Origin of the sequence: Halomonas elongata (assembly GCF_029081005.1) — a bacterium.
Classification (GTDB): domain Bacteria; phylum Pseudomonadota; class Gammaproteobacteria; order Pseudomonadales; family Halomonadaceae; genus Halomonas; species Halomonas elongata_B.
The window spans coordinates 1-11,897 of the sequence record NZ_JAJQTQ010000006.1; the positions used below are offsets into that span (position 1 = coordinate 1).

Sequence of the window (11,897 nt, forward strand, 5' to 3'; positions counted from 1 at the left end):
CCGGCTCTATTTTTTGGGTCTTACGGGCGTGCCCTTCCCGTGCGTTTTTTCACTGCGGGGGCCCCCCCCCCCCCCCCGGGGGGGGGGGGGGGGGGCCGCCCCCCCCCCCCCCCCCCCCCCGCCCGATGAGAGGCATATCGCCTATTTCGAGGATGACGGAGCGGGCGACGGGGAAAGGGGCAGGCCAACGGTTGCGACCTAGGCATAATGGTTCATGAGGCGTCGTGAAAATAAGCTCGGGCGTCATTCTTTATTCTGTCGAGGAGTCATCATGCCCCCTTATACCGCGCCCGTTCGTGAGCAGCGTTTCGTACTCGAGGAACTGCTGGAGCACGAGGTGTTATCGCTGCCCGGTTTCGAGGAAGTCGGTGCCGATCTGGTCGACGCGGTGCTCGAAGAAGCCGCGCGTCTCACCGGCGAAGTGTGGGCGCCGCTGAATGCCAGTGGCGATCGCCAGGGTTGTGTGCGCCGCGATGATGGTGGCGTGACCGTGCCGGATGGCTTCGCCGATGCCTACCGGGCCTATGCCGAAGGGGGCTGGAACGGTATCGGTGTCGACCAGGCACATGGTGGACAGGGGCTGCCCGAGGTGGTGGCCAGTGCCGTCCAGGAGATGCTGCATGGCGCCAACATGGCCCTGGGATTGTGTCCGATGCTGACCGCCGGGGCCATCGAGGCGCTTATCCAGCATGGTGACGAGATGCAGTGCGCGCGTTATTTGGCGCCGTTGGTGGAAGGACGCTGGACGGGCACCATGAATCTCACCGAGCCTCAGGCAGGCTCCGACCTTTCCCTGGTACGCACCCGAGCGGAGCCGGACGGTGAGGCCGGGACGTATCGCCTGACCGGTCAGAAGATCTTCATCACCTGGGGCGAGCATGATGGTGCCGAGAACATCCTGCACCTGGTGCTGGCGCGCCTGCCCGACGCCCCCGAGGGCAACAAGGGCATCTCGCTGTTTCTGGTGCCCAAGTTCCTGGTCGATGACAACGGCGCTCTCGGGGAACGCAACGATGTCGTCTGCACTGCCCTGGAGCACAAGATGGGCATCCACGGTTCCCCGACCTGTGTGTTGAGCTTCGGCGAGGGAGAGGGGGCCATCGGCTATCTGGTTGGCGAGCCCGGGCGCGGGCTGAATCATATGTTCACCATGATGAACGCCGCGCGCCACAAGGTCGGCATCCAGGGCATCGGCGTGGCCGAGCGCGCCTGCCAGCAGGCGTTGGCCTATGCCCGGGAACGTCGACAGGGGCGTCGCAATGGTACGGAATGCACGATCGCCGAACATCTCGACGTGAAGCGCATGCTGCTGTCGATGCGAGCGCGAACCGATGCCCTGCGGGCCCTGGCACTGATGTGCGCGGCGCAGATGGACAAGGCCCGTCATGCCGATGGGGACGACGCGCGGCAGAGGGCGCAGGCCCGTGTCGATGTTCTGATTCCGGTGGTCAAGGCCTTTTCCACCGATCAGGCCGTGGAGATCGCGTCCCTGGGGATACAGGTGCACGGCGGCATGGGCTATATCGAGGAAACCGGTGCCGCCCAGTTATTGCGCGATGCCCGTATTGCGCCCATCTACGAGGGGACCAATGGTATCCAGGCGCTGGACCTGGCCGGTCGCAAGCTGGGGCGCGACGGGGGCGCCGCCTTGGCCGCCCTGGTCGATGACGTCGAAGCCACCGCCGCGGCGCTGGCGGCTCGCGAGGACCTGATGGCCCTGGGCGAGAGCCTGGCCGGCGGCGCGGCCGACTTGCGTGCCGCCATGGCCGTGGTCCTGGAGGGAGGTCGCGATCCCGAGCACGGTGGCGATGCCATCCAGGCTTTCGCCACGCCTTTCCTGTCGCTGGTCGGCCATGTCCTGTGTGCCTGGCAGATGGGGCGCGCCGCCCTGGTGGCCGAGGCAGCACTGGTCGAGGGCAGTACCGATCCCTTCTATCACGCCAAGCTGGCCGCTGCCGACCATGCCTTGCGGCACTGGTTGCCGATCGGTCGTGCCCAGCGTGCGGTGATCGAGGCCGGCGTGGATAGTCTGTCGCGCTACGTCCCCGATGGAGCTTGACCGCTTCACTGCCCGGGGCGATGTCCGTGTCCATCGAAAGGAGTGATTGTCGCCCAACCTAGCGTTCGCTAGGGTTGGGATGACCCTATCGTCATTCCATCCCATGAGGAACCATCATGAGCGAACCGTTGATCGAGGTGCAGGAAAAGGCCGGCATCGTGCGCCTGACCATTAACCGCCCCAAGGCACTCAATGCCTTGAACAGCGAGGTGATCGCCGAACTCGACCGTCTGCTGAGCGATTTCGAGGGGCGCGATGATCTGCGCGCCGTCCTGCTCACCGGTGCCGGTGAGAAGGCCTTCGTGGCCGGTGCCGACATCACGGAGATGCGGGACAAGACGCCGCAGCAGGCCCGCGATTTTGCCGGCCAGGCGCTGCGGACCATCAAGCGTCTGGAGGCCTTGCCGGTGCCGGTGGTGGCCCTGGTCAACGGCTTCTGCCTGGGGGGCGGGTGTGAACTGGCGCTGGCCTGTGACTGGGCGGTAGCCAGCGACAATGCCATCTTCGGTCAGCCCGAGGTGCAGCTCGGCGTGATTCCCGGCTTCGGAGGCACGCAGCGCTTGCCGAGGCGAGTCGGGCCGGCCATGGCCCTGGACCTGGTGACCACCGGTCGCAAGATAGACGCCGCCGAGGCATTGCGCATCGGGTTGGTCAATCGTGTCATGGAACAGGATGAGCTCGAGGCCTATGCGGACGAACTGACCCGGCAGCTCGGCGGCAATGGACCACAAGCGGTACGCAGCGCCAAGCAGGCCGTGCATGATGGCCAGGATCAGGACCTGGACAGTGCCCTGGCCCTGGAAAACAGTCTGTTTGCTCTGTGCTTCGCCGGAGAGGAACAGACCGAAGGCATGGGTGCCTTCGTCGAGAAACGCAAGCCGAACTTCTGACACCATGGCTGGCACTTGCCCTCGACGGCCGCGGTGATGATGCCGTGGCCGTTTCTTGGGCATGCCGTGCGGGCGGGTGGGTCCTCAGTCCGGACGCTTCTCTTCTTCTGACGAGCTCGAGGGTACGGGCGGCTTCACACGCGTCGCCCGCATCATGCCGGTGGCGATGGCGGTACCGGTCAGGGTGATGGCCATGCCGATCAGGACCTGCAGGCTCAGTGTCTCGTCGAGCAGTAGATAGCCCCACAGCAGGGCACTCACCGGTACCAGAAAGGTAACGGTCGAGGTGGCGGTGGCCCCGGCACTGGCGATCAGGCCGAAATAGAGCAGGAAGGCCAGGGTGGTACTGAGCCCTGCCAGCGCGAGGCCATTGGCCCAGGCCATGCCGCTGATCGGGGATTCCGGCCACAGGACAAGCCCCGGGATCAACAGCATCAGCCCCGACATGGCACAGCTTCCCGCCGCCAGGACGCGAATCGGCAGGTGGGTCAGGCGAGTCCTGGAGTAGTTGGTGGCGATGCCATAGCAGAAGGTGGCGCCGAGCGCGGCCAGAATGAACCAGCCGTCACCGCCCAGGCGAAAGTCGAGCCGGTTGGCGGAGAGCACGTAGACGCCGAAGAACGCCAGTGCCAGCCCCAGGTACTGACGTCGTTGTACCGGGGTGGCGAACAGCACGGTGCCCAGCAGGGCGGTGAAGATCGGGGTGGTGGCGTTGATCAGAGAGGTGAAGCCGGCCTCGAGACGCGTGGTGGCCAGGGCCAGCAGCGAGAAGGGCAGCACATGGTTGATCAGGCCCAGCAAGGCGAGGCGTCCCTTGTTCTCCCAGACCAGGCGTAGATAGCGCAGGCTCAGCAAGAGCGGCAGCAGCAGGAGCGCGCCGATGCCCATGCGCACCAGGATCAACGGGACCGGGCCGAATTCCGGCACCGCCACGCGCATGAAGATGAATGACATGCCCCATAAGGTGGACAGCAGGGCCAGGCGCAGGGTATCGGCCGGTGACATGCAAGCCTCGCAAGCGAGTGAAGGAAGGGATAAACCTAGTCGGCGAATCGAGTGCTGTCGAGGCAGTGTCGGGGCGCTGTTGGTTCCAGGAGGGCGAGGGACCAGTGGTCAGCTACACTGATTGACTTTCAATGCCGAGTTTGCCGATTCGCGTGCCACGCGGGGCGGTACGACACGCGTGCTGTATGGAACGGTGTGTCGGATGGCCGCCTGGCGGGAGGCGAAACGTGTATGCAACCGCCGATGAGTGAACATGCCGTTCCCGGGAGAGGGATGTGCTCAGGGAAGACGACACCGAATCGCAAGGAAGGAGAGAACATGAAGACCATTGGCCTGCTGGGAGGCATGAGCTGGGAATCCACCGAGAGCTACTATCGGGCGCTCAATACCGGGATCAAGGCATCGCTGGGAGGGCTGCATTCGGCGAGAGTGGTGATGGTCAGCGTCGATTTCGCCGAGATCGAAGCATTGCAGCGTCAAGGGGACTGGGAGGCCATGGCGAGCATTCTGGCTCGGGAGGCACGTCGCATACAGACGGCGGGGGCGGACATGCTGCTGATCGCCACCAATACCATGCACAAGGTGGCGCCCGAGGTGGCCGATGCCATCGACATTCCGTTGCTGCATATCGCCGATACCACCGGGGAGCGGCTGGTGGTCGATGGCATCCAGCGTGTCGGTCTGCTGGGGACCCGCTTCACCATGGAGCAGGACTTCTACAAGGCCCGCCTGACCGAGCGTTTCGGCATTGAGGTACTGGTACCCGAGGCGGAGCAACGGGAACGGGTTCACCGGGTCATCTACGAAGAGCTGTGTCTGGGGCGAATCGAGCCGAGTTCCCAGGCCGACTATCTCGAAATCATCGAAGCATTGCGTCAGCGCGGTGCCGAGGCGGTGATTCTCGGCTGTACCGAAATCGCCTTGCTGGTCAATCAGACGGATACGACTGTGCCCCTCTACGATACCACGGCGATCCATGCGGGCAGCGCCATTGCCCGGGCACTCGAACCGTGATGGGCGTGGGGCGAAGGGCAGCCGGGCGGACACGCTGGTAGAGTGCAGGATTCGCCAATCATGAATTCGCCGAGGGAGAGGCAAGGTGCGCATTACCCAGCTCAACATCTATCCGGTCAAGTCACTGCGGGGAATCGGCCTGGAGGCGGCATCGATCACCGCGAGGGGATTCGCCTTCGATCGGCATTGGATGATCGTCGATGATGACAACCGCTTCGTGACCCAGCGTGAGCTGCCCGCCATGGCTCAGGTCGGAGTGCGGCTCGCGCCACAGGCGCTGGTTCTCGAGCATGCCGATGCGCCCGAGCCCCTGGTCATTGAACTCGAGCGTGACGAGGCGGCGCCGCGCCTCGCGGTGCGGATCTGGAAGGATGAGTGCGAGGCGCTGGATGAGGGTGCGAGGGCTTCCGCCTGGTTGACGGAGGTGCTCGGCCGGCCCGGCGGAAGCGACCTGAGGCTGGTGCGCTTTCCCGAGGACCAGCGACGTGATATCGAGCCCGATCATCTGTGCGGCGAGCCGGCCCAGACCGGTTTCGCCGATGGCTATTCCTTTCTGGTGACGTCTGAGGCGTCACTCGAGGCGCTTGATGAGCGACTTCTCGACAAGGGGCTCGATGGCGTGCCGATGAGCCGGTTTCGCCCCAATATCGTGGTGACGGGCGAGGGGCCCTTCGACGAGCGGGAGTGGGATGAGCTTGGCAACGAGGAGGCCGGAGTGCGCCTGGGACTGCGCAAGCCCTGCAAGCGTTGCAAGATCATCACTCAGGATCAGCGTACCGGTGTGGCCCCGACTCCCAAGGAGCCACTCAAGACGTTGGTCGAGATGGCGACCCAGCCGGGCTTGAAGGGCGCCTTCTTCGGGCAGAATGCGACGCTTCTGGCCGGCGAGGGTCGTGAGCTGCGGGTGGGCGACTGGCTGAATGTTTCGCGACGCCGCGCGGTTACTTGAGCATGACGGTGTGGTTTCTGGCGCCAGCCCATGCCGGGGAACGAGCCTGGTCGGCATCGCTGGTGCTCGAGAACATGGCGCCGGCCTGCCGGTGATAGCGCGTGAGGCCTGCTCGTGCCGGAGAGGCAACGATCCATCAGCGGGCCGGATCGACCAATCCGCCCAGGGAGGCATTGCGCCGGAACCAGCCGGCAATGCTGGCGCGGGGGTGGTGGGTCGGCAGGACTTCGTGGGGGATGCGGTCCGAGAGGAAGCACACGAAGGTGCCGGCTTCGGGGCGGACCCGTGCCAACTCGCGTCCGTCGGCCGGTGCGTAGATCACCATTTCCCCTCCGCCATCCGCTGGCCAGTCGGGTGTCAGGTAACCGACGGTGGAAACGACGCGATTGGCGCGACCCTGGAAGCTGTCCAGATGGCGCCGGTAGAAGGCGCCGGGTGGGTAGCGGGCAAAATGGGCCTCGTACTCGAACAGGCCCAGAAACAGGGCCTGGTTCAGCGCCTGCTGAAGGTCCCCCATGGCCTCGAGGTAACGACGCTGGGCCAGGCTTTCGCGATCCAGCCAGCGGATGGCATCGCCGCGTACATCGCGGCGCAGATGATGGTTGTCGCCACGCCCGATGCCGGCGGCGACCAGGGCCTCGCGTGCGGTCATGTCGTCGAGTTCGGTGTGCAAGGCCTCGCACAGGGGCGCGGGCAGAAAGGAGGGGCCCACATACCAGCCCTGCTCGACCAGGCCATCGATCAACTCGGCCAGACGGGCGTCGGGGAGTCGTGGCGAGTCGCTCATGATGCGGACATCCGGCGAGCGGGATGATGCCGCAGCTCGCCGCCGGGTCGATGGAAGAGACTGATCGGCATGTCGAAGCCTTCGGCAAGCAGTTCTACCAGCATCATCGAGGACAATCCCCAGATGACATGCTCGTCCTGGCGATAGCTGGGCACATAGTAGTCGCGTTCGTCGACACGAATCACGTCGGTATGCGTGCGCTGGTCGTCGAGGAAGCGGCGTACCGGCACCTCGAAGATGGCATCCAGCTCGCCCGGGTCCGGTACCAGCGGCAGGTCCGGTGGAATCACGCCGACATAGGGCGTCACCAGGATGCCGTGCAACGAGACGACATCCGAGAGACGTCCCAGGATCTCCACGCATTCGGCGGGCAGGTCGATCTCTTCCCGGGACTCGCGCAGGGCGGTGGCCAGCAGGCTCGGGTCATCGGGTTCGCGCTTGCCGCCGGGAAAGGCGACCTGGCCACTGTGGGTGGCAAGATGTGCGGCGCGGCGGGTGAACAGAAGCGTCGGTTCCGGGCGATCCACCACGGGAATCAGCACGGCGGCCTGGGGCAGGTCGAGCCGCAGGCGTCGGGGGGCATGCGCTTGCAGGCGCTCGCGAAGTTTCTCTAACATGGTGTTTCCGTCGGGTTTCACCCCTTGTACCCAGTCGCCGAGCGCGGCGTCAAGCCCGGGCCGGGAGCACGCTTCCGGTTCGTCAGGGAGGACCATGAACTTTTGCAGCCATTGTGGCCAGCCGGTCCGCTTCGCCATTCCCGAAGGCGATGATCGGCCGCGCTATACGTGCGACGCCTGTGGGACCATCCATTACCAGAACCCGCGCATCATCGCCGGGACGCTGCCGGTCAGCGGCTCGCGAATCCTGCTGTGCCGCCGTGCCATCGCGCCACGCAAGGGTTACTGGACATTGCCGGCCGGTTTCATGGAGAACGCCGAGACCACCCTGGAAGCGGCGGCCCGCGAGACGCGCGAAGAGGCCTGTGCCGAGGTGGCGCTGCATGGCCTCTATACGTTGATCAACCTTCCGCATATCGATCAGGTCTACATGATCTTCCTGGCCGATCTCGACGGGGGATTCGCCGCCGGGCCGGAGAGTCTCGAAGTGGCGTTGTTCGAAGAGGGCGAGATTCCCTGGGACGAGCTGGCATTTCCCACTATCGAGCGAACCCTGCGCCATTTCTACGATGATCGACGCGAGGGGCACTACCCGTTGCACGTCAGCGATATCACGCCGGAGGATCGGGAACGCTACTTCGGCTCGGCTTGAGCGCCTCCATGCCACGATGACATCGTGTATTCCGACCGGTCAGACGTCTTCCAGACGCCATACGTCGAACGCCGGTTCCTCGTAGGGGTGGGCCGTCCGCAGTGCCGCCACGGCATCGTGGATGAGCGTGTCGTCACAGACCAGCTCGACCTTGAGTTCGGTGACCCTTTCCAGATCACCGACACGGCCGATGTGCGGATCGGCGCCATCCAAGGGGCGGAACTGCCCGGTGCCCGGGGTCTGAAAGCAGCATGCCTCGTAGTCGCCGATGCGTCCCGCGCCGGTGGCGAAGACGGCTTCCTTGACCTTGCCGGCGTCGTCCTCGGGAACGAAGAAAGCGAGTTTGTACATGGGATGTCCTCCTCCGATGGCTCGATTCGGTCCTATCCTCGTGGTTGATCCGGGGCATGGCAAGGCTTCCGGCGAGCGTCTCGAGAAATGAAAGGAGCGAGATCATGGATACCGAGTTGCGTGATTGTCTGATGTCCCTCGATCTCTTGCCCCGCGGGGCGCCACGCCCGCTGGGTGGTGGGGATATCGCGGCGGTGTCGTGGCTGGACACCGACCAGGGGCCGGTGGTGATCAAGCATGACGATCCCGAGCGGCTTGCCGGCGAGGCGGAGGGGCTGCGCGTCCTTCGACAGGCGTCATCGAGGCTGGTCGTGCCCGATGTGTTGGGGGAGGGCGATGGTTGGCTGGTCATGGAGGCGCTGGAAAGCACCGGACGCGCCGGGCGGGATGAGACGGCCCTGGGGGAGGGGTTGCGCGAACTGCATGGCGCGTCGCGGGCGTTGCATGGTTGGCATCGCGACAATGCCTGTGGCACCACGCCCCAACCCAATGCGCCCCTCGAGGATGGCCGTGTCTTCCAGCGTGAACGGCGCCTGCTGCCGTTGACCCGGGCCTGTCATGACCGAGGCCTCGTCGATGACCGACTGCGCGCCAGACTGGAAGCCGTCGCCGCCGATCTCGAAACCTGGCTGCCGTCGATGCCCGCGAGCCTGGTGCATGGCGATCTCTGGTCGGGCAATGTGCTGTTCACCCGCCGGGGGCCGGCCATCATCGACCCGGCGATCTATCGACACTATCCCGAGGTGGATCTGGCCATGTTGACGCTGTTCGGTGCGCCCGGCGCGCCATTCTTCGCGGCGTACTGGGATGGCCATGAGCCCTCCGACTGGCCGCGCCGAGAGGCGCTTTTCCAGCTGTATCCGCTGCTCAATCACCTGTTGCTGTTCGGCAGCGCCTACCGCAGTGGTGTCGAGCGTGCGCTGAGCCGGGTAGAGGCCGGCTGAGCCTCATTCGGCCGCCGGTGCCTTGCGTTGCCCGAACAGCCGACGCCACCAGGGCGGACGGTCGTCGCTCGGCGTCGGAGTTTCCATGGGACGGGTCAGGAAGTCGTGAATCGGTTCCACCTGGCTGGCGCGGTCGAGCATGGGCGCGTGGCCGCATTCGGGCACTTCCAGGCTGACCAGATCGGGGCGCGTTTCGCGCATCTTGTCTATACTCTCGGCGCCAAGCAGCGTGGAGGTGGCGCCGCGTACCACCATTACCGGGCAACGGATGGCACGCCAGTCCTTCCAGAGGTCCCGTGGCGTGTCGTGGATGAATTGCTCGCCGATGCGTGGATCGTAGTGGTGAGTCCAGCTGCCATCGGGCAGCCGACGGGCACTGTCCAGCGCCAGCCGCCGCCAGGCATCGTCGTCCTCGATGCCGAAGTCGGCATAGTGGCGGCGCAGTTCGGCTTCCAGCTCACTGAATCGGGTGAAGCGATGCGGGACGGCGAAATAGGAGGCCAGCGAGGCCAGGCCATCGGCCCCGAGCTCGGGGCCGACATCATTGAGTACCAGCCTGTCGATGCGCGACGCGGTGTCCTTGTCGGCCGCCAGCAGCAGGCCGAGCAGGCCGCCCATGGAGGTGCCTACCCAGGCGGTTCGCTCGAGCTCGAAATGGTCCATCACCACTCCGGCGATCGTCATGTAATGCGAATAGAGGTAGTCGTGGGCGGGGTAGAGCGACCAGCTGGACAACCCGCGCCCGGGCGTGTCGGGAGCCAGCACGCGCCATTCGGGGCCCATCTGACGCGCGAAGTCGTCGAAGTCGCCGCCATGCCGAGCCAGGCCATGCCAGGCGATGACGGTACGAGGGGCGTCCGGATTCCACACCCGCACGGCGATTTCCAGTTCCCGGACCTTGAGCAGGGTCAATGCATCCATGTAATGGCATCCTTGTTGGTCTGCGCTACGCTGCCTTGCAGCATAGTCGATGCGGCGTGGTGTGCTGGCGAACCGCAAAATTTTCACGCAACTTGCATGAACAGCGATGGACTCATGCTGGAAACATGCGACAATGTATGTAAATCAAGTCCACGAATCGACAAAGGATCTTGCCGATGATGCCTTCTCGTCCCGTGAAGCCGGCGAGCCGCACTGCCCGTCCGGCCCGTAGGACTCTTCTGTCAATGCTAGTCGCCTCCTTGATGGTGGGCCAGGTGCAGGCCGCCGATTTGCTGACCATCACTCGGGATGCCCTGGAGAACAATGCCGATCTGGCCGCGACGCGCGCCGATACCGATAGTGTGGAAGCCGGTCGCGACGTCGAGCGCGGCGATCTGCTGCCCCAGGTGAATGCCTCCGGACAGGTCGCGCATAATGAGCAATTCGAGAGCCAGACCTCCAGTGCGGGGGGAACGGGAAGTGCTGGCGATGATCGCTATAACAGTGCCAGCCTGACCCTGGAAGCGACCCAGGCCTTGTATGACGCAGTCAACAGCGCCGAGCTCGAACAGGCCGAGCGGCAGATCGATCAGCAGACTTACCAGCTCGCGGCGACCGAGCAGCAGGTGTTGATCGATGTGGCCTCGGCCTACTTCGATATCCTGCGCGCCCACGAGATCCTCGAGGCGCGTCGTGCCCAGGAACGGGCCATCGGGCGCCAGCTCGAGCAGGCCGGTGAACAGTTCGATGTGGGCCTGATCGCCGTCACCGAGGTGGAAGAGGCACAGGCGAGCTATGACCAGTCACGTGCCGACCGCATTGCCGCCGAAAGCGATCTGCAGGTGGCCTTCGAGGCCCTTGAGCGCTTGACCGGCAAGCGTTACGGCAGCATCGAGTCGCTCGGGGATGCCATGACGGTCACGCCGCCCGAGCCCGCCAAGCGCGATGCCTGGGTCGATCTGGCCATGGACAACAATCCGCAGGTGTTGGCTCAGCAGGCCGGCGTCGAGGTGTCGCGCAGCGGCGTCGAGATCTCCAGGGCGCAGCGCCTGCCGGTCGTCGAGGCCTTCGCCAATTATCAATATGCCGACAGTGACAACGATACCCTGGAAGGTGAGGACTCCTCCGCTCAGGTCGGCGTCGGGGTGAGCATGCCACTGTATACCGGCGGCCGCACCAGCGCAGGGATCCGCCAGAGCACCTATGCCCTGGAATCCAGCCAGTACAACTTCGAGGCGCAGCGTCGCGATACCGTTCAGCAGGTGCGTTCGCTGTTCACCCAGGTGAGCAACAATGTGGCGACGGTGGAAGCCCGGGCTCAGGCCATCGTCTCCAACCAGAGCGCCCTGGATGCGACCCGCGCCGGCTACGAAGTGGGTACCCGCAATATCGTCGATGTGCTCAATGCCGAGCAGAGCCTCTATGACGCCATCGCCGACCATGCCGATGCGCGTTATGACTATGTCATCAACCTGCTCTCCTTGCGGCAGCAGTCGGGAACGCTCGATGTCGGTGCCATCGAGGAAGTCAACGACTGGCTGGACGAGAGCGAGAGTGTCTCCTTCACGCTGCCGGAGGAAGGACGTTACGAGCAGGCACTGGATATCGGCGAGCCACCCCGGCCCGACACATGATGCCGTCGGAACCGATCATGGCATACAGGCATGGATGTATGTTTTACATTCACGCCTGTATGCGTATAGTCTCT

The 11,897-nt window shown here is 64.8% G+C and carries 12 protein-coding genes; 7 read left to right on the plus strand and 5 right to left on the minus strand.

The window, feature by feature from the left end; translation table 11 throughout:
* The first annotated feature begins 271 nt into the window (after nucleotides 1–271).
* Both LU493_RS05955 and LU493_RS05960 read left to right on the plus strand, forming a co-directional pair.
* The gene (locus LU493_RS05955; RefSeq protein ID WP_275286872.1) at nucleotides 272–2,059 is read left to right on the plus strand and encodes an acyl-CoA dehydrogenase; all 1,788 of its coding nucleotides are present in this window, start codon (nucleotides 272–274) and stop codon (nucleotides 2,057–2,059) included.
* A gap of 116 nt (nucleotides 2,060–2,175) precedes the next feature.
* The gene (locus tag LU493_RS05960) at nucleotides 2,176–2,949 is read left to right on the plus strand and encodes an enoyl-CoA hydratase-related protein (RefSeq protein WP_275286873.1); all 774 of its coding nucleotides are present in this window, start codon (nucleotides 2,176–2,178) and stop codon (nucleotides 2,947–2,949) included.
* Between the two features lie 84 nt (nucleotides 2,950–3,033).
* On the opposite strand, the gene LU493_RS05965 is transcribed toward LU493_RS05960, so the two are convergent.
* A complete protein-coding gene (locus LU493_RS05965) occupies nucleotides 3,034–3,954 on the minus strand; it encodes a DMT family transporter (RefSeq protein WP_275286874.1) in 921 nt (306 codons plus the stop codon).
* A gap of 318 nt (nucleotides 3,955–4,272) precedes the next feature.
* Between LU493_RS05965 and LU493_RS05970 the strand changes: the two genes are divergently transcribed.
* Together LU493_RS05970 and LU493_RS05975 are read left to right on the plus strand one after the other, a co-directional pair.
* The gene (locus LU493_RS05970; RefSeq protein ID WP_275286875.1) at nucleotides 4,273–4,968 is read left to right on the plus strand and encodes an aspartate/glutamate racemase family protein; all 696 of its coding nucleotides are present in this window, start codon (nucleotides 4,273–4,275) and stop codon (nucleotides 4,966–4,968) included.
* An 85-nt stretch (nucleotides 4,969–5,053) separates the two neighbouring features.
* Nucleotides 5,054–5,917 (plus strand): MOSC domain-containing protein, encoded by an 864-nt coding sequence (locus tag LU493_RS05975; protein WP_275286876.1) that lies wholly within the window; start codon nucleotides 5,054–5,056, stop codon nucleotides 5,915–5,917.
* A 136-nt stretch (nucleotides 5,918–6,053) separates the two neighbouring features.
* Here the strand turns inward: LU493_RS05975 and LU493_RS05980 are convergent, their stop codons facing one another.
* Entirely contained in the window at nucleotides 6,054–6,704 is a 651-nt protein-coding gene (locus tag LU493_RS05980; protein ID WP_275286877.1) for a 2OG-Fe(II) oxygenase, read from the minus strand.
* Complete coding sequence (locus LU493_RS05985; RefSeq protein ID WP_275286878.1) at nucleotides 6,701–7,321, minus strand: CoA pyrophosphatase; 621 nt, start codon at nucleotides 7,319–7,321, stop codon at nucleotides 6,701–6,703. Before LU493_RS05985 ends, LU493_RS05980 begins: the two co-directional genes overlap by 4 nt.
* Before the next feature lie 94 nt (nucleotides 7,322–7,415).
* Between LU493_RS05985 and LU493_RS05990 the strand changes: the two genes are divergently transcribed.
* Nucleotides 7,416–7,973 carry an NUDIX hydrolase gene (locus LU493_RS05990; RefSeq protein WP_275286879.1) on the plus strand — a complete coding sequence of 186 codons (558 nt, stop codon included), beginning with the start codon at nucleotides 7,416–7,418 and terminating at the stop codon, nucleotides 7,971–7,973.
* 39 nt (nucleotides 7,974–8,012) lie between these two features.
* Here the strand turns inward: LU493_RS05990 and LU493_RS05995 are convergent, their stop codons facing one another.
* The gene (locus LU493_RS05995; RefSeq protein ID WP_275286880.1) at nucleotides 8,013–8,324 is read right to left on the minus strand and encodes a YqfO family protein; all 312 of its coding nucleotides are present in this window, start codon (nucleotides 8,322–8,324) and stop codon (nucleotides 8,013–8,015) included.
* Between the two features lie 104 nt (nucleotides 8,325–8,428).
* Here LU493_RS05995 and LU493_RS06000 point away from each other — a divergent pair, with 104 nt between their 5' ends.
* Nucleotides 8,429–9,268: a fructosamine kinase family protein gene (locus LU493_RS06000; RefSeq protein WP_275286881.1), complete on the plus strand. Its 840-nt coding sequence runs from the start codon at nucleotides 8,429–8,431 to the stop codon at nucleotides 9,266–9,268.
* A gap of 3 nt (nucleotides 9,269–9,271) precedes the next feature.
* Here the strand turns inward: LU493_RS06000 and LU493_RS06005 are convergent, their stop codons facing one another.
* Nucleotides 9,272–10,189, minus strand: coding sequence for an alpha/beta fold hydrolase (locus LU493_RS06005; RefSeq protein ID WP_275286882.1), 918 nt, complete (start codon nucleotides 10,187–10,189; stop codon nucleotides 9,272–9,274).
* Nucleotides 10,190–10,365: 176 nt separating this feature from the next.
* On the opposite strand from LU493_RS06005, the gene LU493_RS06010 reads away from it, so the two are divergent.
* Nucleotides 10,366–11,823 carry a TolC family outer membrane protein gene (locus tag LU493_RS06010; protein WP_275286883.1) on the plus strand — a complete coding sequence of 486 codons (1,458 nt, stop codon included), beginning with the start codon at nucleotides 10,366–10,368 and terminating at the stop codon, nucleotides 11,821–11,823.
* The last annotated feature ends 74 nt before the right edge of the window (nucleotides 11,824–11,897 follow it).